The organism is Marivita sp., from assembly GCF_051251565.1.
In the GTDB taxonomy this organism is placed as follows: domain Bacteria; phylum Pseudomonadota; class Alphaproteobacteria; order Rhodobacterales; family Rhodobacteraceae; genus Marivita.
Window position 1 is genome coordinate 1 of the sequence record NZ_JBPOFB010000026.1, and the last position, 26,895, is coordinate 26,895.

At 59.6% G+C, this 26,895-nt stretch carries 20 protein-coding genes; 6 read left to right on the forward strand and 14 right to left on the reverse strand.

All coding sequences use genetic code 11. From position 1 onward, the window contains the following. Positions 1-169: 169 nt before the first annotated feature. The 6 genes from ACSHXH_RS17790 to ACSHXH_RS17815 form a co-directional block, all read right to left on the reverse strand. Complete coding sequence (locus ACSHXH_RS17790) at positions 170-1,198, reverse strand: replication initiator protein A (protein WP_435673145.1); 1,029 nt, start codon at positions 1,196-1,198, stop codon at positions 170-172. A 463-nt stretch (positions 1,199-1,661) separates the two neighbouring features. Next, on the reverse strand, positions 1,662-2,963 hold the full coding sequence (locus ACSHXH_RS17795) for a glycosyltransferase family protein (protein ID WP_435673146.1): 1,302 nt from the start codon (positions 2,961-2,963) through the stop codon (positions 1,662-1,664). Next, on the reverse strand, positions 2,960-5,473 hold the full coding sequence (locus tag ACSHXH_RS17800; RefSeq protein ID WP_435673147.1) for a glycosyltransferase: 2,514 nt from the start codon (positions 5,471-5,473) through the stop codon (positions 2,960-2,962). The genes ACSHXH_RS17795 and ACSHXH_RS17800 overlap by 4 nt, the downstream gene beginning before the upstream one ends. A gap of 4 nt (positions 5,474-5,477) precedes the next feature. Beyond that, a complete protein-coding gene (locus ACSHXH_RS17805; protein ID WP_435673148.1) occupies positions 5,478-6,953 on the reverse strand; it encodes a class I SAM-dependent methyltransferase in 1,476 nt (491 codons plus the stop codon). A 126-nt stretch (positions 6,954-7,079) separates the two neighbouring features. Beyond that, complete coding sequence (locus ACSHXH_RS17810; protein ID WP_435673149.1) at positions 7,080-7,382, reverse strand: chromosome partitioning protein ParB; 303 nt, start codon at positions 7,380-7,382, stop codon at positions 7,080-7,082. 3 nt (positions 7,383-7,385) lie between these two features. Next, positions 7,386-8,045 carry a ParA family protein gene (locus tag ACSHXH_RS17815; RefSeq protein WP_435673150.1) on the reverse strand — a complete coding sequence of 220 codons (660 nt, stop codon included), beginning with the start codon at positions 8,043-8,045 and terminating at the stop codon, positions 7,386-7,388. A gap of 528 nt (positions 8,046-8,573) precedes the next feature. Between ACSHXH_RS17815 and ACSHXH_RS17820 the strand changes: the two genes are divergently transcribed. From ACSHXH_RS17820 to ACSHXH_RS17835, 4 genes are all read left to right on the forward strand, one after another. Continuing rightward, positions 8,574-12,401, forward strand: a complete 3,828-nt coding sequence (locus tag ACSHXH_RS17820; RefSeq protein ID WP_435673151.1) for a hypothetical protein — start codon at positions 8,574-8,576, stop codon at positions 12,399-12,401. Positions 12,402-12,565: 164 nt separating this feature from the next. After that, positions 12,566-12,757, forward strand: coding sequence for a DUF6447 family protein (locus ACSHXH_RS17825; RefSeq protein ID WP_435673152.1), 192 nt, complete (start codon positions 12,566-12,568; stop codon positions 12,755-12,757). A gap of 187 nt (positions 12,758-12,944) precedes the next feature. Next, positions 12,945-14,705 (forward strand): type I secretion system permease/ATPase, encoded by a 1,761-nt coding sequence (locus ACSHXH_RS17830; RefSeq protein ID WP_435673153.1) that lies wholly within the window; start codon positions 12,945-12,947, stop codon positions 14,703-14,705. Positions 14,706-14,757: 52 nt separating this feature from the next. After that, positions 14,758-16,050, forward strand: a complete 1,293-nt coding sequence (locus tag ACSHXH_RS17835; RefSeq protein ID WP_435673154.1) for an HlyD family type I secretion periplasmic adaptor subunit — start codon at positions 14,758-14,760, stop codon at positions 16,048-16,050. A gap of 118 nt (positions 16,051-16,168) precedes the next feature. Here ACSHXH_RS17835 and ACSHXH_RS17840 read toward each other — a convergent pair whose 3' ends face one another. Together ACSHXH_RS17840 and ACSHXH_RS17845 are read right to left on the reverse strand one after the other, a co-directional pair. Next, positions 16,169-17,794 carry a hypothetical protein gene (locus ACSHXH_RS17840; protein WP_435673155.1) on the reverse strand — a complete coding sequence of 542 codons (1,626 nt, stop codon included), beginning with the start codon at positions 17,792-17,794 and terminating at the stop codon, positions 16,169-16,171. A 131-nt stretch (positions 17,795-17,925) separates the two neighbouring features. Beyond that, positions 17,926-18,228 (reverse strand): helix-turn-helix domain-containing protein, encoded by a 303-nt coding sequence (locus ACSHXH_RS17845; protein ID WP_435673156.1) that lies wholly within the window; start codon positions 18,226-18,228, stop codon positions 17,926-17,928. Between the two features lie 723 nt (positions 18,229-18,951). Between ACSHXH_RS17845 and ACSHXH_RS17850 the strand changes: the two genes are divergently transcribed. Then, positions 18,952-20,760, forward strand: coding sequence for an ABC transporter ATP-binding protein (locus ACSHXH_RS17850; RefSeq protein ID WP_435673157.1), 1,809 nt, complete (start codon positions 18,952-18,954; stop codon positions 20,758-20,760). Between the two features lie 154 nt (positions 20,761-20,914). After that, positions 20,915-22,276 carry a glycosyltransferase family 4 protein gene (locus ACSHXH_RS17855; protein ID WP_435673158.1) on the forward strand — a complete coding sequence of 454 codons (1,362 nt, stop codon included), beginning with the start codon at positions 20,915-20,917 and terminating at the stop codon, positions 22,274-22,276. A gap of 801 nt (positions 22,277-23,077) precedes the next feature. On the opposite strand, the gene ACSHXH_RS17860 is transcribed toward ACSHXH_RS17855, so the two are convergent. The 6 genes from ACSHXH_RS17860 to ACSHXH_RS17885 form a co-directional block, all read right to left on the reverse strand. Further along, a complete protein-coding gene (locus ACSHXH_RS17860; RefSeq protein ID WP_435673159.1) occupies positions 23,078-23,377 on the reverse strand; it encodes a PAAR domain-containing protein in 300 nt (99 codons plus the stop codon). A 252-nt stretch (positions 23,378-23,629) separates the two neighbouring features. After that, a complete protein-coding gene (locus ACSHXH_RS17865; RefSeq protein WP_435673160.1) occupies positions 23,630-23,914 on the reverse strand; it encodes a GAD-like domain-containing protein in 285 nt (94 codons plus the stop codon). A gap of 8 nt (positions 23,915-23,922) precedes the next feature. After that, the gene (locus ACSHXH_RS17870) at positions 23,923-24,327 is read right to left on the reverse strand and encodes a hypothetical protein (RefSeq protein WP_435673161.1); all 405 of its coding nucleotides are present in this window, start codon (positions 24,325-24,327) and stop codon (positions 23,923-23,925) included. Positions 24,328-24,334: 7 nt separating this feature from the next. Next, the gene (locus ACSHXH_RS17875) at positions 24,335-24,733 is read right to left on the reverse strand and encodes a hypothetical protein (RefSeq protein WP_435673162.1); all 399 of its coding nucleotides are present in this window, start codon (positions 24,731-24,733) and stop codon (positions 24,335-24,337) included. A 77-nt stretch (positions 24,734-24,810) separates the two neighbouring features. Next, positions 24,811-25,770, reverse strand: coding sequence for a DUF4123 domain-containing protein (locus ACSHXH_RS17880; protein ID WP_435673163.1), 960 nt, complete (start codon positions 25,768-25,770; stop codon positions 24,811-24,813). Positions 25,771-25,776: 6 nt separating this feature from the next. After that, positions 25,777-26,895 (reverse strand): bacteriophage T4 gp5 trimerisation domain-containing protein (locus tag ACSHXH_RS17885; protein WP_435673164.1); only part of this gene is annotated, 1,119 nt, incomplete at its 5' end.

Genomic DNA, 26,895 nt, shown 5'->3' on the forward strand with positions numbered 1-26,895 from the left:
ACATCCGCACCCAATACCGTGCTCAGACGCCCACGGCGCCCCGTCTGCAAAAACGTATCGGCCATAACGACCACCTCAAATAAGCTTTAAAAAAATCAAACTATTGAGAGAGTGTCAGGCGCATGGCGCAAAATGGCAAGTTTTTTTGAAACTCCGGGCCGGTGGCGGCTCAGGGCGTGCCGCGCTGCTGGGACCATTTCTTGCAAAAGCCCAGAAAGGCCATTTCCGGGTTGCGCGGTGTGGTGCTGGCCCAGGCGCGCCATTCGGCCTCGATCACGTGCACGTCCCATCCGGGAGCGGCGGCGCGGGCCATGTCATAGACATCCGGGTCCAGAGACGGGATCTCGACGGCCTCGGAACGGTCATCGCCCACAGTGCCACGGCTGCGCGCAATAAGATGGTCTTTCTCGTCGTCGATGCGGATCTGGTAATCCGGCATGTGGTTGTATTCGCTGTCTTCCTTGGCGATGGCCAAGACCAGACGGCGGAATTCGCGCAAGGTTGAGCCCGAGCCGCATTTCTTTTGCAGCACCGCCATCGACACGCGCCATTCCTTCTGCCGTCCGCAATGCTTGCGGGCCAGTTCGTAGATCCGCCGTTCCAGCGGTTTGCGCAGGCGGAAATATTCGCGCGACAGCGTCAGCACCTCTTGGGCGCGGATCGCGTTGAAAACCCAGTCCGACAGCTTGACCTCGACCTCCTGCATCCGCCCGTCACGGGTTTCGCGCACGATCTTGGCGCGCTCGATCAGGCCGAAAGTCTCAAAGACCTCCTGCCCGCCGGTGGTGATGTTGGTGGAAATCCGCGTGCCCGCCAGCCGCTCCATCGCCGCCTTCAGGAGGTTGTAGCCGCGCCCGGTGGTCATGCGGTTGGTGGCCTTGAGCAGATCGGCGGCCTGAAAGCGGATCACCTGTTGCGGCTCACGGCCTTCGTTCATGCCTTTGATCAGGGACGAGATGCAGTAGATCAGCACGTCGCGGTCATGCACCGTGGCCAGCCCGTCGACCGAGGGTTTGATGTCGATGGTGACGCCGTTGTGTTCATAGCGCCGCGGCCGTGTGTCGGGTTTGGTCGAGAGCGAAAATATCGGGTGTTCCATCGATCCCATATCGCCCTTAGGGGCTGCATCGAGGATGTCGCAGACGAAGAAATCGCCCTGCGGATGGCGGTCCGGCAACAAGGGATAGGCGGTTGTCATGGCACGCTCCTCAACGACACTTCACACACGCAGCACCGTACAACGACATTTCACACACGCCAAGGCAAAAACGACACTTCACACACGGGTGGTTCGACACTTCACACACGCCCACCCCGGAAAATCCGAGTCCCCACAAAGGGTTATCCACAGGGGATCAGGCGGGAACTCGGCGCGATTCGGGAATCACCACTCTACACACGGTGAATCACCACTTTACACACGCAGAATCACCACTTTACACACGGGGGCTGTTGGCAAGTGACTGATGTTGTTTGGTAAATTGGCCCTCAAAAAGGGCGTAACACGAGTCTAACACATATTAACACCCAAAGAGCGCTGATACGGAACTGGACAGGGCAGCGAAAACGGAACCGTCGGACCTGCTATGAAAGACCAGGGCTGCATTGCCGAAAGCGCCGCCTTCGGCCCTGGCCCCGTGGGGACAGAACATCTGATCAGGTCAGAAACGGCGTTGAAGCGCGTCTTGGTATAGCGGGTTTGTCCCTGCCCCTCGGACCAGCAGATCCCGGGCACGGCGGGCGCGCAGGGCCTGAGCCGCATCCTCGGCAAAGCGGTCGGCCACATAAGCGATGCCCTGGGCGTAAAGCGCAGGCGTGTGGTGGGTCTCAAGTCGCGCCCGCCCTGCGGCACCGATGGTTTGACCGGTTCCGCGATCGGCATGCAGGCGGCGCACCAGATCCTGAAGCGCGTCAGCTTCGAGGTCCAGCGGGATCTTGAACACGGTGCCTTCGGGAAGCGATCCGTACCAGCCCAGATCGGTGACCACGGCAGCGGCAGAGGCGTTCCAGATGCGCAACTGGCTGCCCGATGCCTCGCCCATGGTGGGATACCGCAGGTTGAAGACCAGATGCGCCTCCGCCAGCCGGGCATCAAGCTCGGGCTCGGGGACAAAGCCATGAATGCGCACCCGGTCCGTCAGGCCCAGCTCATCCAGTCGCCCGGCAAGATAGGTGGGGTCCCAGACATTGCCCATGATGTCGAAGCGAAAGTCGATGTCATGGCGCAGCGGCGACAGCGCTTCGAGTACCTGTTCAAGCCGCCGGTTCGGACCGATATAGCCGAATTGCACAAAGCGCAGCGGCCCGGTCCCGGCGCGGGTGGCGGGCACCGTCTGGTCCGAGGGGCGGAACGGCAGATCGAGATGATAGGCCGGCGCGATGCCTGTGGCTTTGGTTGCCTCGAACGCCGCAGGGGTATGCGCAAGGACCGATACGGCCCGGTCCAGCGTCAGCTCGAACCCTGGATAGGTCTTGGACAGCTCAATGGGTTTCATCTGCCCGTCGAACACGCGGCGGGCGGCGCTCAGCCCGGATTGCCCATGCCACCGGGTGATGTCAGCCTCGTAGAGGTCACGCGGGAACCGGCGGTTGTACATCGCGTCAAAGCACAGTTCCTGAATGGCCAGATCATGCAGCACGATGATCGACGGGATTCGCCGCACAAGACGCAGAAAGCCCGAATGAAACACCCAGGAATTGCCGATATGAACAAAAACCGCATCCGCCCCGCCGCCCTGCCCTGCCTTGGCGAAATCGCCGGGCAGCACGCGGTCGGGATCAAGGTGGCGCACCGGGCAGATCGCCTCAAGGCTGCGGTCCCAGTCGCGCGCATCGGTCCACAGGGTCAGATCGCAGGCTTCGGCCAGTTCCGGCAGGATGCGGCGGGTGTAATGGGCGATGTCGGTCTGGGCATCGGGCACCGGCGACACCCAATGCACCTTTGGCTTGGAGGCCTGCGTCATGCCCCTGCCCCCATCAGGGGCACGGTTTTGACCATGCGCAGGAAAGCCTCCTGCGAGCAGGGCAGCGACAGGGTTGGCGCGCGGCCCGATCCGGTCATCACCCCGACCCCTGCCTGATAAAGATGCAGGCGCAGAATGCCCTGATCTTGTGTCCCTACAGGATCAAGGCGCAGGGCGATGTCGGTGCTGTCTTGCGGGCCAACCGGACCGGTGAGCGGTTGCATCAGGTGTTGGTGGCGCAGAATGCCCTGCCCGTCGATCCATTCGGCCAGCAGACAGGTTGCTGCGGCACCCGAGCTGGCCCACCAGGCGGGGCTGTGGTTTTCGACCCGCAGGCGGGTGAGGCCGGTCTGGGCTTCGGTGCTGGTGACGCGCAGCGCGCCCGACATGCGCACCGGGTCGCCGTGATAAAGCCGCGACGGAGCGCCTTGCAGTGTGCCGGTCTTGCGCGCGAGGTAAAAGATCGTCTCGCCGCGCATCGACAGGTCGTCACCGCGCGCCATCAGCAGCTCTGCGATGCCGGGGTCGATCTTGCGATCGTAGACGTCATGGGTGCGCAGCGACACGGTCTCGAACCCGGCAGCCTGTCCCAGCTCGGGCAGTTCGCGGGGGGCGTATTCGCGGTTGTGGCGGCCATAGACGCCGCCCGAGGGCACGAAGATGCCAAAGGAATAGGGCGCGATGCCATTCAGCATTTTCCACACACCCCGGTGGCTGGTGACATTGGGGGTGGTCAAAAGCAGGTGCCCACCGGGTTTGAGCACTCGGTTGGCCTCGGCAAAGACGAAATAGGGATCAAGTGCGAGATGTTCGAGGATCTCCATCCCGGTGACGAGATCAAAGCTGGCATCCGGATAGGGCCAGGGATCGCGTTCGGAATTGGCCGCTTCCAGCCGGATGTCGATCTCTGGCAGGGGACCGGTTTTTAGACTGTCCCCATGGGGACACAGGGGGCGAATGGTTTGGTGGTACGGATCGGGGCCTTCCCAAAGACCGTCTTGCACGATCCCGGCAAAGCGGTTGGCCATCAGGGCCTGAAACACCAGCGGCGGGAACACCCCCACATCCAGCGCGCGGGTCACCTCGCACCCGTCAAGCTGGCGCAGGGTGGTCATGTAGCGGGTCCAATGCGTGCCAAGATAGCTTGCCAGCCCCGGATCGATGGGCGCGGCATCATCCCCCAGAAGGCCGGGCAGTTCGTCGAACGCATAGGCCGAGAGCACGTCTTCGATGCTGTCAAAGGGCAGTCCCTCGGGCGGCTCGGGCGGTGTGATGGCCTCCAGGAGCGCCGTGACGGCCTGGTCCTGTGGTGACGGGGCGGGGGTGCCCTCTGTCGCCTCCTTGGGGTCTGTCCGGGGCGCTGCGGCGTTGTCCGTGGGGGTGCCTGGGGCCCCTGCCCCGTCCTGCGAGGCCACAGGCGGGGACACCGGCAGCGGCACCGGGTCCACGGGGCGGTCCATGCGGCCTGCCAGCGTATCGACCACATGGTCCCACGAGATGTTCATGGAGCGGTAGCGCGCATGGCCCGCCTGCCCCAGCTTTTCTGCCAGTGCCGCGTCGGACATGACCCGTTCAAACGCCTTGCCCAAGGCGGCGGGTTTGGCGGCAGTGACAAAGCCTTCGGCCCCGTCGCGGATGAATTCGAGCGGCCCTCCCGCATCGGATACGGTGATGACGGGTTTGCCCGCCAGCATCGCCTCAAGCGAGATATAGCCGTAATCTTCGTCCTGCGGGACAAAGACCACGGCGCGGGCCTCGGCGTAGTGGCGCAAGAGGGTGGCGTCATCGACCGCCCCCAACCATGTGACGCGGTCGGCCACACCCAGATCAGACGCCAAGCTGTGCAGCTTGTCCTGATAGGTGGGGTTTTCGGCGACACCGGCCACCACCAACGGGATGCGCGATCCGGTGGCCGCCAGCCCGCGCAGGATCAGCTCCAGCCGTTTCGACGGATTGATGCGCCCGGGCGCAAACAGGTAGTCGCCATAGGCCCCCTGCCGCATTGCCTCGGCGTTGGGTGGCGGGTGATAGAGCGGGGTCGAGGCCACGCCCAAATGTTTCTCAAGCCGGGCGGCCACATTGCCGGAATTGGCATAAATCGGATGCGGGGTGTCGGCAAAGGCGGCGCGGTCCTCGGCATGGATCAATTGGCGCAGCGCATCGCCATCGGGGTCGTGCAGCAGATCCGAATTGCCCAGATCCCATTGGTCATAGGCCTGTCGGTGCTGGTGGATGACCCAGTACAGCTTGTTGGGGTGCGGCGCGAGATAGGCCGGAAACTTGAGCCCGATCACCATGTCCACCGGCACGCCTTCGACCTCGGACAGATCGAGCATGCGGGCGGCAAGGATGTGATCTGCCAGTACCGGGCCGGGATACCATTTGAAGGGCAGCGTGATTTCCACCGCCTCGTGACCAAAACGGTTCAGTTCGCGCACGAGATTGGCAGCGTGCCGTTCGGCCCCGCCGGTGACAAAGGGAACCTGGGTGCGAAGAACGCCAATGCGCATAAGTTCAGTCCTTGTTTGGCCGGGTTCCCAGAACCGCAAGATCCTGCGGTCCGAACATCAGGAAGGCCAGTTCGTCGTTGAAATCGGGCGTGTCGAGGAATTCGGCCAGACGTTCATGCGGGTGTAGGTGGCGCACCTCCACCGGGTCAAAGCCTGCGGTCTCGAACAGCACGCCCAACACCTGTTCCGGCATCGGCTTGAGATGGGTTGGATCGGTGTGGAAGGTGGTCGCCCCCACCAGCACGTTGCGGGTGTTTGGTGTCTCGAACAGCAGCACCCCGCCGGGGGCCAGAACGCGCATCGCTTCGCGGGTGATCCAGGCCACGGCGTCAAAGGGCAGGTGTTCGACAAGGTGATGCGCGGTGAGGATCGACAGGCTGGCATCCTCCATCTCGGCCAACGCGGCCAGCGCATCTCCCAGACGCACGTCCAGCCCGGCCTCGCGGGCGGCTTCGATCTGCACCGGATTGGTGTCGATCCCGAACGCCTCGATCCCGTTGTCGCGCAGCAGGCCCAGCCATTCGCCACGTCCACAGCCGATATCCATCGCCGGTTTGCGCCCGGTGCGGATCGAGGCGGATTCCATGTCCGGCAGGTAGATCGAGAGCCGTTTGGTGATGTCCTCCACCGATCCGCGATAGCGGTTTTCAAGCCGGTGATAAAAGCTGTCCTTGAACAGATCGAACCCGTCCGAGGCGGGCAGCGTCACCGCGGCTGCACGGCGCGCCGGGTCAGTGACCAGATCAGGGGCCTGAGTGCCCGTGGCCTGTGCCATCTGGTCCACCCGTCGGGTCAGATCGCTGAACAGCCGCGCCAGAAGCGCCGTTTCGGCCTGCGTTGCGCGCAGGGTGGTGGCGGTCTGAAGTGCGATGTCACGCAGCTGGTCGTTGATCTGGTCATGGTGCTGATCAAGCCGGTCTGACAGCGTTTGCGTGACGCTGTCGATCCGGTCGGAGGTGGCGTCGATATGATCGTGCAGCGCTGTATTCTGGTCGTTCATGGCCTGTTCGATGGCGCTGAAGCTGTCTTGGTGGGTGTCCATCACCTGCCCGATCTGGTCGGTGCGTTCCCAGATCTGGCGGATGTCATGACCCAATTTGCCCAGCTCGCCTTCGATGGCATCCATGCGCAGCTCGCTGGCGGTGATGCGCTTGCGCGCGTCTTTGGCCATGCCTTCGGTGCGGCCCAGCTTGAAGATGGCAGAGAAATAGCGCTCCAGGCGCTTGATCGGGGTCAATTTGCGTCTCCTTCGCGGGGGCTGGGGCGTGCCATGAGAGGTGGATGCGGGTGGCGTTTCGGCGCTCCGGGGGGACAGCAGACCGCGGGCGGCGGCAAAGCCACGCCTGGACCGTGCGCGCACGGTCACCGGCGCGGGGGGCGGATCGGTCGGCACCGAGAGGCGCGTTGCGGCATCTGGTGTAAAGCGGTCCACGACTGCGGCGGGTGGCGCATCGCGTGAAGACGGATCGTCAGGTGTCATCGGCTTGGCCCTGCTCCCCAAGGTCTTGGTGTTCATAACATGCGGCCCGGTGGCACGGATAGGCCCGCACCGCCATCGCCCATAAGGCCCAGCCGTTCAAGGGTTAGACTGTCCCCACGGTGCGGATCAATCGTCCTGTGCGGCTTTGTAAAGCGCCCAGGCCTCTTCGATCACCACACCTTGCTGAACCCCGCGAAAGCGCGCTTCAGCGGCGATGTCACGGGCCACGTCGGGCATCACCTTGGCGTGCACCTGACCGGTGCGCGGGCTGGGTTTTCGGCCGCGTTTCTTTTTGGGGGTGCGGTCGACAAAGCCATGTTTTTCCGCAGCCTCGTCGGTCTTGGCGACGGTTTTGGGGCTGCTGTCCTTGGGTTTGGCGCGCAGCTTTCCGGGGGTGATGGCGATCCCGAACGGGTTCTTGTCGGACATGGCTCAACCCTCTGCTGTGAGACGTGTGTAGACCTGCATCGCAAAGGCGCGGGCATTGTCGCGCGCGCCCTGCATGTTGCCTTGCGGGGGCATCGAATAGAGATCACCGCCAAAGGCAAAGAGCCCTGAAAACGCTGCCCGTTCCATCAGCGGCGGGTCGATCACATCAACGCCCTGATCGCGCAAGGACGCCTCGATACCCTTGTGCTGTTTCGACATGATTGCCTTGGTCATGGTAAAGACGACGGCATGGGGGATTTGCCGGTCAAGCGCCTCTTCTTCCTCGGCGATGAGTTGCAAGGCGCGGGCCCCGATGGTGGCGTCCAGCGTGGTGGCGCGCATCGGCGTCAGCACCAGGTCGGCCTGGGAAATGGCGCGGCTGACCAGCCGTGACGCGACCCCTTCGAGATCGACCACGACGATCTGTCCGTCGCTGTCATGCGCCTTGATGGTGCGCACGATGTCTGCCTCGGAAATATCTGATAACACGGTGATATTTTTTGGCACATCGGATTGGCTGGCCCAAAGGGTCAGCGACCTGTTCGGGTCGCAATCCAGCATCGTCACCGGCACGCCTTCATGCGCAAGTTCGGTGCTCAATAGCACCGCCGTGGTGGATTTTCCGGCCCCCCCTTTGGGAGAGGCGACAACGATGGTCGGCATGGCGGAATCCTGCTCTTATTTGCTTATCCGATAAGATTATTAACCGGATTATATAAATAATCCAATAAATTTATTTATCCGGTAATATAAATAATCCGGTATTTTTGATTATCCGGTGGATGTAAATACCCGGTTACACAAAACTTGATAGGCTCGGCGGGCTTGAGCTGCGGTGGCTGGCGGACAGATGCAAAGGCACGGGCATTCCCCAGCGGCAGGATTGTTGCGTATCGGTCACGATACTAAAGATAAGCATTTACCTAAATCGTTATAAAGCAATGACTTAAGTCGATTATCTCAAAGGGTATATAATTCACTATACAGGGGTATGGGTTTTGCTATACATTTCTCCTTGTTGAACTGAAATCGAAGGTTTAGAAGCCTTCGCAGTTGAACCTTATTGATATCTTTCGAGCGTTTTTAGTATCGCATGTTTTTGTATGCTCGGAAGGTTTGCGGTGAGGACAACAAACGATCGTTGATGGGGCCGAATTACTCGGGCACCGAAATTTAAGAGGAAGATAAGCTATGGCTCTCGACCTAAGCACGCTGACGCCCGAAGAGGCGATTACAGCATTCTACATCGGCTACTTTGAACGTGCCGCAGACCCCGAAGGTCTGGAATTCTGGACAAACGTTCTGGAAATGACCAGCCTTGACCTGGCCGCGATTGCATCTAACTTCGTGGATCAGCCTGAAACAGCGGACGCGCATCCGTTCTTCGCGAACCCGACAGAAGAAGGTGCCGGCGCATTCATCGCCGAGCTGTACCTCAACCTGTTCGAGCGCACCGAAGTCGACGCGGCCGGTCTTGAATTCTGGACCGACGTTCTGCTTGCGTCCGTCAATGGTGAAGAAGGCGCGCTGTCGGTTGGTGAGATCATCATCCAGATCATCAGCGGCGCCCAGGACACCGAAGCCGGCAACGACCGCACAACGATCCTCAACAAGATCGACGTCGCGACAGCGTTCACGGCAGCGGCCAACGCAGAAGGCATCACAAGCTTCCCGGAAGACGACCCGATCAGCACGCAGGCGTCCAGCATCATCGCCAACGTGACATCCGAAGGTGCCACCGTTGTGGCAGCCAAGACCGCGATCGGTGAATTCTTCTCCGACACAGGTGGCGGCGGCGGCGTTGCCGGCGACTTCTTCATTCTAAGCGCTGACCAAGAGCAACGTGATAACCTCTCAGGCACCGAGGGCAACGACACGTTCGAAGCCTTCAATGCAGAGCTTCAGGACGGCGACCGTGTTGACGGTGGCGCGGGCCGTGACGTTCTCACATATTTCAACTCTGTTGACGGTGTGGCCAAAGCGCCGATCACAACCGGTGTTGAGCAGTTCGTCATCACCAACCAGATGAACGATCTGAACTCCGTTGCTGACAACAATGTCGGCGGTTACAGCAGCGTTATCGGCGACCAGCTGACCAACAACCTGCCGATCGATGGCACCATCGAAGTTGACGTCGAAATCGACGGCGGCACGATGTCGGGCATCACCCGTTGGGAAGACTACGATTCCCGCGCAGATGTCGTCATCGAAGACGCACGTGATCTCAACCCGGACGACGGCACCTTCACCGGTGACATCACTGTCGCAATGGTGTCGACCGATCCCGGCAACGTGGACTACGCTGTCTATTTCGACGATCCGACCAACACGTCGCAGAACTTCGGTACGCTTGAACTGCGCGTTCTCGACCAGGAAGCCGCATTTGGCCTTCCGGCACCGAGCGCAGGCTCCACAGGCTACCTGACAGAATCGTCGCTGGTTGAATTCACCTTCGAATATGACGGTGGTCCGATCACAGTGACGCTGGCAGACCAGCTGGGTGTGACCTATGGCCCGAACGTGACGTTCCAGGATCTGCTCGAGCAGATCGAAGGCGCGACACAGCAGGCTTTGGTTGACGCAGGCGCGACAGACCTGAACTTTGCGGCTTCCTTCGGCGCCCCGGTGTCCGTCGGTGTTGGCAACCAGTTCACACTGCCGATCATCCTGACCTTCGACGTTCCTGCTGACACGATCACAGCCAACCCGAACAACATCATCGTTCAGGGCCGTGACTCGGGCAACAACAACGCAACCGACACATTCGGCGCTTTGGCAACAGACCGTCAGACTGTGGAAGAGCTGATCCGCCTCAACGTCGAGCTTGACGATGTGGGCAAAGGCTCCATGGGTGGCGACGCCATGTTCGGCGCAATGTCCACCGGCCGTCAGGATGGCGACGATGGCACCTCCGACTCCATCGGCATTCAGCAGTTCGACATCGAAGTTGACCGTTCCAGCCAGTTGCAGACCATCGCGTCGACCAACAACTCGCTGCAGGTTGTCAACATCGTCAACGGCGAAAACGATGGCCCGAACAACACCACAACTGCTGCTGATGAGCGGATTGGTGATCTGGTTGTCCGCGGCAACGCGAACCCGAGCGAGTTCCAGAACTCCTTCCCGGCGGAAGATTTCGGCGCTGGCCCCCTCGGTGCGCTGATCACAGCGTTCAGCGGTGTGGCAACTGACGGCCCGATGCCGGGTGCAGTTCCGCAGCACAACATCTTCGGTTTCACCGATGTGCGTGTTGTGAATGCGTCGACAATGGTTGGTGCAGTTGACCTGACTGTTGGCCTGACAGAAGAGATTGTCGAAAAGTATCTCAACATTCAGGACAGCGGTTCCAACGGCAATGCGGATGACGTTCTGTTCGACTACGATCTTGGTCGCAACAACGACGAATTCTTCCTCGCCATGTCGGCAGACGGTATGAACTCTGCCGGTACAGGGTCGCGCGAAGATTTCCGTCTGGACATCAACGGCAACGCTGGCAACGACGTGATCACGACCAATATCGGTGGGTCGGATGCGACCGCATTGGCTACGGTTGTAGGTGCAAATGCCAATGGCGTGACCAAGCTCATCGATGAGCAGGGTCAGGACTACTACGTCATGAACTCCACGAATGGCGAGCAGTGGTACGAGAACTCCGTGTCTCAGGGTGCTGCTTCGTTCACCGTTTCCGGTGGCGCAGGCAACGACATCATCTGGACCCATGGTTGGGGTGACTTCACCATCAACGACGGTGCCGGTACTGACGTTGTGTACACCGACAACTCCGGTGCAACACAGGCATCCGCTGTTCTGGCAACCAACATCGACCGCAACCTGCTTGAGCATGAGCAGATCGACTACGTGATCGGCGATGTCTGGGCGTTCAACGCGGAATTCGTTGCGGGTAGCGCCACTGTTCCGTTCCAGGTCACCGGTGTGACCAACGAATGGATCGATCTGGCAACTCTGACGGTTCCGATCGTTCCGGCAGCCACATCTGGTTTCGTAACCGTAAGTGTGACCTTCCTGGGTGCGTCTGGTTTGGCCACAACAGGCTATGTCAGCACGGTTCAAATTCCGTTCTCGGAACTGAACATCAACACGACAACAGGTCTCGTGCGTATCCGCGAGCAGTCCTACAACCAGGCGATCAAGGCGGCCGTTAATGACGACCCGATCCTGAGCAACCTGTTGGAAGCTGCTGACGGTCCGGGCCAGTCCCTGATCGTGGCGACCAAAGTTGACGGCGATTACATTGCGGCTGACCTTGCAGTGAACATCGACTCGCTGACCATCAACAGTGCGCCTGTCGTGCTGGCCGCCACTGCAAACGCGAACCCGGGTTACGTTGCTCCGCTCTTCGCGGATATCGGTGTGAATGCGTTGGCCGAGTCGGACAACCTGATCAATGTGGCTGGTGATGGTGCAAACGACCTGTTCGTTCTGTCCACCACAGAAGCAGCAACAGTTGTGAACGCGCCGAACACAGCGCTGGAAAATCCGATCACGGATCTGAACGGTGCCAGCAACGAGATCCTGTCGTTCTCGGCCAACTTCGGTCGTGACACGATCGTCAACTTTGACGAGGGTGTTCTGTCTGCTGATGGTGACGTGCTTGACTTCACACCGATCACCGGTGTGGCGGCAAACGCTCTCCAGGGTGCAGGCAGCCCAGCTCAGGAACTGACAGCTCTGACAGGTCAGAATGGTCAGGTCGACATCATCGATCTGGGCACGGTGACAGGCATTGACGGTCTTGACATCAACACCACAATCGATGCGGCTGAAATCGCTTTGCTGTTCACAGCGGATGCGGCCAATGCGACAGCAACCAACAACATCCTGATCGTGACTGACACAACCAATGCTGACCTGAACGATATCGCGGCAACGGGCAACATTGGTCAGGTCTGGCACATCGTTGATGGTGCTGGCACAGCTGGTGTGACTGCCTCGATGGTCGGTGAGATCAGCCTCATCGGTCAGGACTGGCTGGCGCTCACAGTCGACAACATCGCGTAAGCTTGTGTCGGTCAGGCCTTCGGGCCTGACCTCCCAAGAGTTTGAAAGCCCCCGGCAATGTCGGGGGCTTTCTTTTTGGCGGGGTGATTTTCGTTTTGCGGCGGCCCGGTCGTTTGGGTATGCACGCCCCCAGACGCCCTTTGGCACAGACAAGGAGACCGGACATGGCCATGATCAAGATCGACGGCAAGGACTACGACACCGACACGCTGCCCCAGGAGGCGCGGGACAACTTGCAGAACCTCAACCTGTGCGACCAGCGCCTGACACAGCTCAAGCGCGACGCAGCCATCACCCAGACAGCGCGCAACGCCTATGCCGCCGCCTTGCAGGCCGCTTTGCCCAAAGACGCCTGAGCGCGGTGCCCCTGCCGGTCCTTATGTCACGGGCCAGCATACGGTTTGTTCAGAAAATCAGATTAGGACGGGTGGTGCAGATCAATTGCATCAACCCCGTGTCTGGTGTATTGAATTCCGTAATTAATCGGTGTCAGAGCAGGCAAAACCGGCATCGACCCGCCTTTAGCGAAAGGACGTTCGCTCCATGAAAGCCACGTCACCCCTTAAAAAAGCATATGGACGATTCAAGGCGGTTATCTTCGCCACGGTCGTGTTCAGCTTTTTCTCGAACCTCCTGATGTTCATCGGGCCGCTTTACATGCTTCAGGTCTATGACCGCGTGTTGGCAAGCCGGAATGAATTCACGCTGCTGATGATCACCGGGATCGCGGTGGCCTTGCTGGTGACCTACGGCTTTCTGGAATTCATCCGGTCCAAGATGTTGGTGCGGGCGGGGCTTGAATTTGACGACATGCTGGCCAACCCGGCCTTCAACCGGGTGGTGCGCAAGCAGTTGATCGCGCCGAATTCGGGCGCGCATGCCACGCTTCAGGATGTCGACCGGGTGCGCGAATTCCTGACGGGGCAGGGCATTCTGGCGTTTTTCGACGCCCCGTGGGTGCCGTTGTTCCTGGCCTTGTGTTTTGCCTTCCATCCGTGGCTTGGCATGGTGGCGACCGTGGGCGCGCTCATTATCTTTGCGCTGGCCCTGACCAATGAATTTGCGACCCGTGGTCTCTTGCAGGAGGCGGGCACTGCCAATGCCGGGGCGTCGCATTTTGTCAGCACGACGATGCAGAACGCCGAAGTGATCCGCGCGCTTGGCATGGAAAAGCCGCTGACGAACCGCTGGCTCAAGCAGCATGACGAGGTGCTGGATGCACAGGCCAAGGCGTCGGGCCGGGCAGGGGCCATCATGGCCTCGACCAAGTTCGTGCGCATGTCGCTTCAGATCGCCATCCTGGGAACGGGGGCGTATCTTGCGATCCTGCAACAGATCTCGCCGGGGATCATGATTGCCGCATCGATCGTGATGGGCCGTGCTTTGGCCCCGGTGGAACAGGCGGTTGGCCAGTGGAAGCAATTCGTGGCCGCCCGTCAGGCGCATAAACGTCTGACCGATATTTTCGACATTCTGGGCGATGAAGACGAACGGATGGAGCTGCCCGCCCCCAAGGGCAACCTTGTTGTGCAAAGCCTTGTTGCCACGGCCCCCGGATCAAAAGGTGCGATCCTGAAGAACGTGTCTTTCAATGTTGCACAGGGCGAAGTTCTTGCGGTGATCGGGCCAAGCGGGTCTGGCAAATCGACGCTGGTCCGGCATCTGGTCGGGGCATCGCAGCCCAATAGCGGTGCGGTGCGTCTTGAAGGCACCGAGCTGCACCATTGGGACAGCACGCAGCTGGGCCGCTACATGGGTTACATGCCGCAGGACGTGAAGCTGTTCCGCGGCACCGTCGCCGAGAACATCTCGCGCTTTGCCGAAGACGCGGCGGACAAGGAGATCGTCGCGGCCGCCACGCTGGCCGGTGCACACGAGATGATCGCGACCCTTGGAAATGGCTATGACACCGATGTCGGCGATGGTGGCAACGGTCTGTCCGGGGGCCAGCGCCAGCGCGTTGGTCTTGCCCGTGCGGTGTTCCGGGAGCCAAGCCTGATCGTGCTGGACGAGCCGAATTCCAACCTTGATGCGCAGGGCGAACAGGCACTGGCCGCCTGCATCCAGGAGATGAAGCGGCGCGGCAAGACCGTGGTTCTCGTGACCCACAAGACGAACCTGCTGGCGCTGTCCGACAAGGTTTTGATGCTGGTCAACGGCGCTGTCGAAAAGTTCGGCCCCACCCGCGAAGTCTTTGCCGAAGTGCAGCAGGCCAAGGCGCAGCAGGAACAGCAACAAAAGCGCGACGCCCCGGCAGCGGCATCCCCCGCTGTGGTGAGCATGACGGACAAACCCCGATCCTGATCGCGCCCCTGTCATTTTGTAAGACGAACCGCTCTTGAGGAGCTGAAAACCAATGGTCAAGAAACCCAGTCCCAAACCGGTCGCTCTGGCAGGCTATGTCCTGATCTTCCTCACTTTCGGTGTGTTGGGAAGCTGGGCCGCCGTGGCCAAGCTTGACAGTGCTGTTGTGGCCCCGGCGACGATCTCTCTCGAAGGGAACCGCCGTGTTGTGCAGCATTTCGAGGGTGGGATCGTCGAAAACATTCTGGTTTCCGAAGCCGACAGCGTGCAAGAGGGCGATGTCCTGTTGCGGTTGAGCGGGGTCGAGGCCCGGTCCAATCTTGAGGTTCTGTCCACCCGTCTGGACGTGTCGCGCATGATTGAGGCGCGGCTTCTGGCCGAACGCAAGCTGTACGAGAAGATCGAGTTTCCGGCGGATCTGGTATCCGGCGAAAATCAGGTGGTGAGCGCGGTCAAGGACGACCAGGAAGATCTGTTCCGCGAGGGCCGGTCGATCCTGAAATCCCAGGAAGACATCCTGCGGGCCCGGGTTGGCCAGATCGAGGTTCAGATCCAGGGCCTTGAATTGCAGCAATCCGCGTTTCAGCGCCGCATTGCAAATTACACAGAGATGCTGGACCGGATGCGCGATGGCGAAAGCCGTGGGCTGATCCAGGGCAATGTTCTGAGCCAGCGGGAAGATGAGCTGATCGAGATCGAAGCCAATCTTGGGCAGGTGATCTCGGATGTGGCGCAGGCGCGGGCGAGCATCGGCGAGACCGAGCTGCAAATCCTGCAACTGACGCAGGAATATCGTCAGCGGGCCAATACCGAGCTTGAGCAGATCCGCGCCGAGATCAGCGAATTGCAGGAGCGCCGCAAAGTGGCGGTGGATATTCTGAACCGCACCGAGATCCGCGCGCCGGGGTCGGGAACGATCCAGAACCTCAAGGTGCACACTGTGGGGTCTGTGATCCGTCCGGGCGATGTCATGATGGAACTGGTGCCCGAAGATGAAGAACTGATCATCAACGCGCGTGTGTCACCGATCGACAAGGATAACGTGGCCCCGGGCCTGTCTACGGAAGTGCGCTTTACCGCCTTCAAGACCAAGCTGACGCCGATCATGCTGGGAACCGTGGAAACCGTGTCGGGTGATGTGATCACGCCGGACAATGCCAATGAGCCGCCGTATTTTCTGGCGCGGGTGGTTGTGGATGAAAATGACATCCCCGAAGAGATCAAGGACCGTCTGACCGCCGGCATGCCTGCGGATGTGATCATCACCACGGGCGAACGCACGGTGGCGAATTTTATCGTCTCGCCGCTGATGGATGCCGTTCGCAAGAGCATGATCGAGGAATAGGCCAACACGGGGAAGGGGCTGCGGCCCCGTTAACCTTGCCTGTCGACACAAAAAGACCGGCACTCCTATCGGGGTGCCGGTCTTTTCATTGGGTACCTTGCAGGACGGTTGTTGGCCGTCAGGCGATCATGTCGAACTGTTCGAAATCTGATGAGAGACCGATCAACGAGATCGTCTTGCCATCGGCACTCTCCCATTGAATGAAATCGGTGTCACCGCCATCAGCCCGGGCCGCGGATCGATCTAGCATGTAGATCGCATTGCCCACGGTGACCACGCCAAAGCCCTCGGTCTTGGTTTCGATGAATTCAACAAGCCGCAGCGCAAGTACATCGCTCTGATGGAAGCTGGCGATCAGCTCTCCGGTTTCGGTGTTGACGAGGTCAAACAGGGCCGGTGTGTCGACATTGCCGGACAGCTCAAAGCTGACATCGATGATGCCCCGTTGGATGTCCTGACTTTGCATGGTCGGCTGCCAGGCCACGATCATGTCGGACAGGAACGTGTGAATTGTGTCCGTCGTCACCTCTGCGGGCAGGGCATCTTCGTTCGCGGCTTCGAGCAGCACCAGATCAAGCTGTGCAGGGCGCGGTGTGACCGCGGCCGTGTCGATGTTGTGATCCTGATCGGCCTTTTTCGTCGCTGTCATCGCAGCCTTGATCGCGGCAGCGGACAGTTTTTCCAGATGCACCTCGTCTGCCAGAAGCATGGCATCCTGCTGCAAAAGCGACTCCCGGCTGTCGGCAGGAGAGGCGTCTGCCATATCTGTCTCAAGCGACAGCTCCAGCCCAAGGAAATCCGCAAGCATCGCCAGAAGCGTGCCATCCCCGGTGTCGGTCAGCGCAGCGTGCTCTGCACCCTGCTGTGCGTCACTGCCATATTCCGAGAAGCCCAGTTCCTTCAGGCTTTCCAAAACCTTGCGCTGATTGTCGAGCAGCACGGTCTCGGACATGAAGCCCATGGCGATGGCGATTGTGCTCAGCCCCATGGTGAAGGCGTTGTTCTGTACCGTGAGGCCCTGTTGCTGTTGTTGCAGCGATGCTTCGCGCATATGCCCGTTCAGGACATCGGCAACGGAATGGGCGCTTTCGGGGGTGCCATCCTTCATCAGGTGGGCCACATCCAGAGTGCCGTTTTCAAACAGCAGCCCGGTGTCGATGCCGTCTGACGTGTTGATGGTCAGCAGCCCGTCGAAATCCAGTAATGTCTCATCGGATGCTTCGGGATCAGGCGCCAGCAAGACAAGATCTTCGGAGGCAAGGAACAATGTCCAGATCAGGGCGGCCAACATTGCCGACGGGTGCAAGCGCACCTTGCCGCCGCGTTCGAGTCGGATCACGCGGCGGTCCGCATCATCCTCAGTGCCGCGGGCGGGGATCGCCTGATTGGTGAAATCCGCAATCAGACCGTTGAAATCAGCGCCGTGCAGGGGCCGCAGGACATTCGGACTGTCCAGCACATAGGCCCCGTCGATGCGGCACAGATGGATAAACACCTCGCCATTGATGTGGCAAAAGACAAACCATGGATCGCCTTCATCGGTGACACCGCGATCGGTCTCTACCGGGACATTGGCGCTGCTCAGCAATTGGCGTACGCGGAACAAATCCGCGAGTTCCTGATTGCTCCAGTCCTTTTTGGGGTCCGGGAACAGGTCGGGCAACCCGCTATTGTCGAGATCCCCAAGGCTGACAGCCCCATCTTCGGTCATGCGGAAGGACAGTGTTTGTGCCGCATCCGTCAAGAAATCCTGCCCTGAAGGAGCAGTCCCTTTGTTCCGGAAGGTGAGGATTTTCGCCATAAAGGGCTCGCCCCGATCAATCTAAATCGTATCGCAGTGTACCGCCGATCGCCCTTGCGATCCAGAGAAGATGCTTAGCCCGCGTCTTCGAACAGGATCTGGTAGGTCAGGGGTTCGTAAAAGCGCAGAAGTTCACGAACAAAGCTTCTGGGTTCCTGACCAAGGGCTTCGGCCCATTCCGCGTAGCGATGGGCGGGGATCTTGCCGCGACCATTCTCCAACTGCGAAATGAATGTATAATAATCCAGCGACAAACGGTCGGCGAGATCGCGCTGCGACAGCCCTTCGGCTTCGCGCAGGGACTTCAGCCACAGACCAAGTGTTGCCCGCTGTTCCTTGGCTTCTTCGGGCGTCGATTTGTGCAGCTCTGCAAGCATGGGTTTACCCTCAATTGGCAGCATCGGGGAGACACATCTGCCGAGTGAAAGCAGAGGTGTTCAGTGATCCACTATATAGCAGGATTTCGCCGATAGCAAACGCCGTTCATCTATCGTGACTGAAAGTGAGTGGAAATTGCAATTCTGCCAAAAATTCGGTGTCCGAGGTGCTTCGAGACAAGAAATGTGTCTGGAAAACAGCTCCTTATATCAGGTGTCATAAGGTCCGCTCGAAACAGGTGATTCTGCGTTTTCCGCGAGCGGCATGTCACAGCGCGCGTAACGTCTCACTCATGCGGCGTGCAATCGTGTCATAGGATCCGAACTGGTCGTGTACATCCTGCCTGCCAAGGTCGCGAAGGAGGCGGCCACAGATTGGAGCCGATAAAACACACAGGTTTCCCAAATTGGCTTCGAGGCAATACAGTTTTTTCGTTTCGACGCAGCGCACCATGTCTATGCTGAGCACGGAGGTTTGCGGATAAACTGCGCAGATCGATTGGGCCAACGCCACCATTTCCGGGTCGCCAGTCAGAACCCGGGTCCTATCGTCATGAAAATTTGATGTGGCTTCTCCCCCGGCCAAGCCTGTCAGTTTTTCGCAATAGCCCGCGTTTGCTTGAATTGACAGCCATCAGTGTCGGGAGCATCCCGCGAAGAAAGGGCTGACCTGCCCGACAAATCCCTGTAGAGGCAGGGCGCGTGCCTTTTCTGGAGCCTTGCATGGCCCTGCCCAATCCGTTCTCATTCAGTCGCTCCGGGGAACCTCGCCCCGAAAAACGGCCCATGTTCTCGGATCTGGACCGGTCCAATATCGCGTGGTTCTGGAACGCCTATCTGAAATCCAAGACGCCGTGGCTGCTGTTGGTGCTGGGGATGATCACCATTCAGGGGATCGTCTATCAGCAATTTCTCGCGCTGACCGAAGACGGGCTGCGGGTGATCTTTGACAGCGGGGCGCTGGCTGACCTGGTGCGGGTCTGCGGGGTTGTCTTTGCGCTGTTCTCGACGCGGGCGCTGATGTCCTACCTCATTCCGCGCCTGTCGGTCTGGCTGGCCTCTGACGCGGTGATGAAGATGCGCCATGATCTGATCGACCACCTGATGACGCTGGATCTGGCATTTTTCGAACGCACCCAATCGGGCGAACTGATCCTGCGGCTGGTCAATCAGGCCCAAGGGCTGAGCCAGTTCGTGGGGCAGGCGACGGTGAACGCGGTGCGCGATGCGGCCACCATCCTGATCGTGTCGGGATACCTGATCTACAAATCGCCGCTCTTGTTCACGGCCGCGCTGATCATCCTGCCGACGATCCTGCTGCTCTTGCAGCATGTGTCCTCGACGATCAAACACATCCAGTCCACGGCGGAAAACGCGCTGGGGGCCTATATGACGGGCATCGACGAGATGTCGTCGGGCATGCGCACGGTCAAGATCGCAGGTCAGGAACCGGTCGAGCGCAGCCGGTTGGTCGTCGCCACCGACAACATCCGCAACATCTCGATCCGGCTGCAGGCGGCGCAGGCGCTGGTGATGCCGGCGATCGATATGATGGCGGCCTTTGTCTATGTGCTGGTGATCGGCGGCGGCGGCTACATGGTGCTGTCGGGGGATTTCGGCCTCGATGGGGCAGGGATCATCGCCTATCTGCTGGGTCTGGCGCTGATCTTTGACCCGGCGCGCACGCTGGCGGGGTTCTTTGCCAAGATGCAGGCGAACCTGATCCTGCTGGATGGCATCCGCAGCCTGTACCGCGAAACACCGTCGATCACCGATGCGCCGGACGCGCATGAGAATTTTGACCGCGCCGGGGATATCGCACTTGAGGATGTGACCTTCTGTTATGATGCCGACCACCCGCTGTTTGACGGGCTGTCCATGCGGTTCGAGGGCGGCAAGGTGTCGGCCATCGTGGGGGCGACCGGATCGGGCAAGACCACGGTTCTGAGCTTGCTGACCCGGCTCTATGATGCACAGGCGGGGCAGGTGACCATCGGCGGTACGCGCATCGACAGTCTGAAGATCAAGGCGCTGCGGTCGTCGTTTTCGGTGGTGGCGCAGGACATCGTGATTTTCAACAGCTCGCTTAAGGACAACATCCGCTATGTGCGCCCCGATGCAACCGATGCCGAGATCCGCGCCGCCGCCGAGGCTGCCGAGATCGCCGAGCTGATGGACGCGCGCGGCGACAAGCCGCTTGGCCCCAAGGGCAGCCAATTGTCGGGCGGCCAGAAACAGCGCATCGCCATCGCCCGCGCGTTCCTGCGCGAGTCTCCGATCCTGCTGCTCGACGAGGCCACCTCGGCGCTGGATCAAAAGACCGAAGACAAGGTCAAACGCGCCCTCAACCGCCTGTCCGAGGGCAAGACCACCCTCATCGTCGCCCACCGCCTGTCGGCCATCACCCATGCCGATTGGATCTATGTGATGGATGCCGGACGGGTGGTCGAACAGGGTACCCATACCGACCTGCTGGCCCAGGAAGGGCTCTATGCCGGAATGTACGGCGCCCAGAAGCAAAGCTACGGGTAGAGGCTGTGCGCGCAAGACAAGATATGTGACGTTACGCCCTTCACAGCGAATATATTACATAAGATAGATTATCCGCGAACGCATGGAATAGACCTCGCCCCCCACTTGCCGTAACACCTGCGTGCAAGGAACAGAGGGTGGGACCACGGGGCAGATGACGCAGGTTTTCTTCGATATCAGTGACATCGTCACCTATATCCGCGAGCATCGGTCGGTCAGCGGCATCCAGCGCGCGGCGGTGCGGATCATTGCCCAGGCGGTCCGGTTGCGCGGGCGCGATGTTTTCCTGAGTTTTTACCATCCGGTAAAAAAAGCCTATCTGACCTGCCCCGCTGCGGATGTGATCGATGCGCTTTTGGCGTTTGACATCGACGCTCTGGCCCCGGCGCTTGGTGTGCGGGCGGCCAAGGCGCAGATCCCGGTGCCGTTCCTGACGCGCTACCGGGGACAGCCTGCCAAACAGGCGGTGCATGTCGCGCGGATGCGACTGGCGGGGTGGCTGGGCCGGTCCCGGTATTTCGACAAGCGCGGGTTGGATTTCGGGCTGTGGCAGCGGCTCTACGGTCCGCGCCGGGCGGTCAAACCCGTGACCCTGCGCCCACTGGCCGACATTGCCCGTCCCGGCGACACGGTCTGCGGTCTGGGCGCGATCTGGGGCCGCGGCAAGGTCGAAACCGCGTTTCGCAGCGCCCATGCCAAGGGTGTGCAGGTGTACCTGCTGGTGCATGACCTCATTCCGATGAAGCTGCCCGATCTGGCCGATCCGCGTGCCGCGCGCAGCTATCACCACTGGCTTGTGGGCTCGGCCGATTATGTGACCGGCTACCTGGCCAATTCCCAAGCCACGGCCACCGATCTGCGGGAATTTCTGGCCGAACAGGGCCTGACGGGCACGGTACATGTCACCCCGCTGGCCCAAGAGGCGGTGAGCGCAGAGCAGGATGCGCCCCCTGCCCTGAGCCCGTTTGTGCACGAGGCCACCACGGTGCCTTACGTGCTGTGTGTCGGCACGATCGAGCCGCGCAAGAACCTTTGGCGGCTGGTGCAGGTCTGGGCCCGGCTGGCGCGGCGCGCTGACCTTGATCTGCCCCGGCTGGTGCTGGCGGGCAAGCGTGGCTGGCTCACCGACGGGTTTCTGGCGATGCTGGAGCGCACGGGCGGTCTGGGCGGCTGGGTGATCTGGCTCGATGCGCCAACCGATGCAGAGCTGGATCATCTCTACCGGCACTGCGTCTTCACCGCGACGGTGAGCCTTTATGAGGGCTGGGGCCTGCCGATTGGCGAAGGGCTGAGCTATGGCAAGACCGGGGTGGTGTCGCAGACCGCCTCCATGCCCGAAGTGGGCGGCGACATGGTGGTCTATTGCGACCCCGCGTCGATGCAGAGCCTGGAAACCGCCGTGCTGCGCTGTCTGGACATGTCCGAGCGACAAGCGCTGGAGTCCCGGATCGCCGACACCCCGCTGCGCCGCTGGGACGATGTGGGCCGCGATGTGATGGCGGTCTTGAAGGGTTAATTCCGAGTTAGGAAAATGTTTCGCGCGCGAAACATTGGGTCCGATCCGGACCTATTAAGGATTTGTTAAGGGGTCGCTTTCCAAATCCGAAACACCCCACAACCTGACGCCAAGTCCTGCGCCTGTAACGAAGCGGAACGGGTGTTATGGTACGCGCCTTAGAGTTGAAAAATCGCACTGTGACCAGCTCCAGACTTCTATCCCGGAAACTTTTTCATAGACAAAATGTGCACTAAGAATATGGTTGATTCATCGATATGTTCGCGATCCCTTTGGATCATCGACCATAGAAAAGCCTCAACCTGTTGCCGCAGGTTGAGGCTATTTTTTAGACGAATAAGCCTGCACCTGTGGCTATCGCTGTAGTTAGCAATATCACCACCATGCAGAGTCGATATGTTCGCTTACTCACCTTTGGACCACCCCCTTTCTGTTGCGATCCTGTAATCGCTCTATTACGGGCTAGGGAGAGCGGACTCGTCAACACGTTTTTTGCAGTTTTGACCGTAGATTTTGGGTTGACCGGCACGATAGACGCAAGTGATGGTGATTGTGCTGTTGATTACCGGTGTAAAAATCTGTGGAGATAAACCCCCTCTTGGAACGGTGCGGCTTATCCCTCTCCGAGAGAGTATTTTCTTTGCTGGTGGTAATCGGCTCACGTTGCGGGCTGTCTGCCCCCAAGACGGGGCGTCGCCCGTGTGTGCCACAAACCGTCCACTGGATGCTTTGCCGCTTCGCGGACAGGCGCACAGCCCCCGAGGATATGTGCAGAACAATATGACGGCCCGCCTTTGGGGGTCAGTCGGATGTCAGGAAGGGCACACCCACGGTCAGCTTGCCACCATGGGCCGTGCTGTCACCGATCCGCATGATGCCCTTGCCCTCGATCCGGGCAAGGCTTGATCCCTTGGTCATCTTGTCGGGGCCGGGCATGCCCGTGCACACGGTGCTGCCGCCTTCGACCGCGACGGGAATGCCGTTGCAGGTCACAAAGGTCTGACCGGGCGACACCACCGGCCCGCCGATATGCGGCTTTGGGCCCGGATCAATCACCGGGCAGGCATGCATGTGGCCAAGGAGCGAAATGGGCTTCGACATGCAAAACGTCTAGCAAGTCAAAACAACTCTGACCAGTCTTTAGCGCAACCTCTGCCCTCACCTCCACTGACTTGGGTTTAGCCTGCCAGTTCAGCAGTGGTCGTTAAGACTTCGTCTGTCTGAATCTCGGCGCCTCTCTTGAGAAGACCAAACCCGGCTGCCGCACTCGGGACAAATCGAAGATTGATCTGGTAGACATAGTCATCAAAACCATTCAGCGCCTCAAGGATCAGGTTGTAAGTCCCAAGCGGTTCAGATCGCTTCTGTCGACGAGTAGGCGTAGGGCACCAAACGGTCGATGCGCAGGTCGGGGTCACCCTCAAACCAAGGCGCAAGGGCGGCTTGTATTGGGGTCGGGTCACAAAACTGCATGCGTCCGTCACCGATGAGCAAGGTGCTGCCATGACGTCGCCAAACCTCTTGCAACCCGTTTGGAGCCAGATCGCTATATTGTCCTATCCAAGCAGAAGGCGCAGGCGCGATCAAATTCAGGTCTTTGACGCTTTCGAGGATAGAGCAATAACGCGACCTGACCACAAAAAAACCTACTGCGCAGTTCGCGTTGAGTCAGTCGCAGAATAGAATGAAATGTTTTTTCTTGGACGTGGTTTACGGTTTACGCCCAAATTGTTTTGCTGCAATGCTAAAAAAACCGATTCATTGCCGATACGTTGATCGACCCCAATGATCATTTCGTCTTCAATTTCTTCGTAAAACAGTGCAAGTTCCAAAGGTTGCAGATCGTCTACTAAAGGCCGCATGATATCACAAAAGACTTGATGGACGGCTTGAATATCAGAGTTTTCATATAAAAGAATCCAGATGACCATCTCACTATAGGATGGCTGAGGCTCTGCTTTTACTTCCTTCCAGTCAGCGCCCGTACGCGAATTCAAAGTGCTCAACACAATTTGCGTCATCGTCATACGATCTTTGTCATTCTCAAGCATTGTAACCTCAATCATATCCAGGTCTGGATGGTGCGCTTTCACTGGCAACGGCTCTTGCAAATTCGCTCACATAGCAACCATGGGCATCTGCACTTGCAATCATATCACCAAGGATTTCCTGCTCGTAATCAAAGCGATCTTGATGGCCTTCCCATGAACCACTGCCCCAGTTATCAGCTGGCGTTCTCGCAGTGTTGTAAAGATCGTTTGGATCAAGAACCATATCTTCCAATCGCTGCTGTACGACCATTGCCTGTGTATCGATTTGCTGGCTAAGTCGAATACAATAGTCGCAATTTCCAGTGCAGGTAGTAGTGCCAGTATCAGTCAGTGTACCGTCAGCAGTGCCGCCTGCATTGTCGGTATCATCACCTGTCATCAGCATCCCAATGCCACCGATGGCCATCAGAACCACTCCGGCTGCACGGCCGTAGGGATGTGGACTCTTTGTCGCCAGTTCTCTCCCTGTCGCGACAAGAGTATTCATATCGCTGACGACCTCAGTGCGCTCGACACAGATTTCAGAAGATCAGACACAACTCTATCGCTTGGCACATGGGGGTTTGAAAAAATGTCATCGATGGATTGAAACTTGCACAGTTCACCACCGCTGATCACCTGCAGATAACACCACTTACCTTGGCCCGCTTCGGATGTGATCCCGTAGTCTTCGGCTTCTTTCATAAACTGTGTCGATGCGATTTTCAGATCTTCATCGCTCACGTCTTTTGTATGTTCCGGCGCGACCTTGCGCAGATAGGCGTTGATCCGGGTCTGGCGGCGGGCAAAGCGGGTACCGTTCATGCGGTCGATGGTGCCCTGCCCCAACCGCAGGGGGCCGGGCTTGGGCGTGGGCAGATCGTCCGGTTTGCTCGCGACAGTCACATCCTGCCCGTTTGACCAGTCCGGGGCTGCTGCGAACACCACGCCTGTCGAGGGGCCAAAGAACCGCGCGGCCTCGGTTGCGGTCAAAGCGGGCAGGGTCTGGGCCATGACATTCGCATCGCAATGGCGAAACACGACTCTTGCATGGGTTTCGTCGGTCGTGTCCTCGTCTCGCAGTGGCGCGGTCTTGAGCAATTCCTCTTTCGGGATCATGATCATGTTGATCCCGCGCAGGTGCCTGAACAGCACCTCCTCCCCCGCCGGGCATTGCCAGAAGACCGCCGCCGGTTTGCCGTCCAGAAGGTCCAGCAGGGCTGGTACGGTCTGCGCAGGGGCGCGGCCAAGGACAGTGGCGGGGCGCTCATCCAGCAGCACCAGATGCGGCGCGGTGATGACCTGATCGGGGTTGTTGTCACCGCGGTCGAGGTAAAGCGAGCGGGCGACGAACTCCCCCTCGCGCAGCGCATCGGGCAGGTTGTCGAACTGCGCACCGTCGAGAACGGCAAAGGTCGGCGCCTCTGCACAGGCGGTCAGCAGGGCGTCGGCAAGGGTGCTCATCCGCCCTTACCTCACGAACGGCGTCGCGGATTTTGCCATGGCCCTCAGGCATTTCGACCCTTCGCCCGGACCGCCCCGACTGAAGTCGATGGAATTGCCCTGGATCTGGACCTTGAGACCGCGAATCTTGATACCCGACTTGTTGATCTCGATATATCCCCCCGGCGCGGACAGCAGGATGGTGTCGTCGGCCTTGATCTCCCAGACCTTGGCTGATCCTTCGAACTTTTCCTGCGACGAGATCGAGTAAAGGTTGCCCGAGGAATGGGCCGAGCGTTTGCCGGAATGGGTGGTGTATTCCTCGCCGATCTCGGCCGTTTTGATCTTGCCGACCTGCAAGCGCTGTTCCTCACCGATCTTGGTGAACTGCTTCTTGCCGACATAGGTGTTTTGCACCGCCCCCACGAGGGTGTTCTTGAACAGGCCGATCTGTTCGCTGCGCGCCAGGCCAATCGTGTCGGACTGGAATTTCTCGACCATGGTGTCGAGCACACCCGAGACCGGCATCACCGAAGACAGCACGCCGCCAAGGCTTGTTCCGGTGGACACCTGATTGGCCCCGGCCACTTCGCGGTGCCCCCCCGCACCATCGAATGCGCCGATCTTGGGGCTTGAGGCCATCTCACCCATGGCCTTGGCCGCCACCAGCGCCCCAAGGAAGGCAGGGATCTCGCCATTGCCGGATTCCTCGGCCACGTTCAGCGCGTCTTTCATCGACATGCCCAAAAGCGCGGCCATGCCCGCCATGAGCCCCATCTTGCCGCCCCCCACGGTCAGGTTCATCGACCCGCCGATGCGTTCCTGATGGTTGTTGCCCACCTCGATCGACTTGTTCGATCCGACGCTCTCAACCTGATCGTTGTCGATCCGCTTCATCCGGTTGTGCAGCACCTTGAGCGTCTGGTCTTTCTGCGCGTGCAGGCTGATGTTTTCCTGCCCGACCTCGTCTTCAAAGGTGATCTCGTTGAAGCCTTCACTGGTATGGGTATCCGACCGGAACACCGACTTTGTCTTGTGGTCCGGCAAGGGGTACGGCACGTCGGCATAGCCGTTATAGACGCATCCTGTGACGATGGGGTAATCGGGGTCTCCGTTGAGGAATTCGACGATGACCTCCATGCCGAT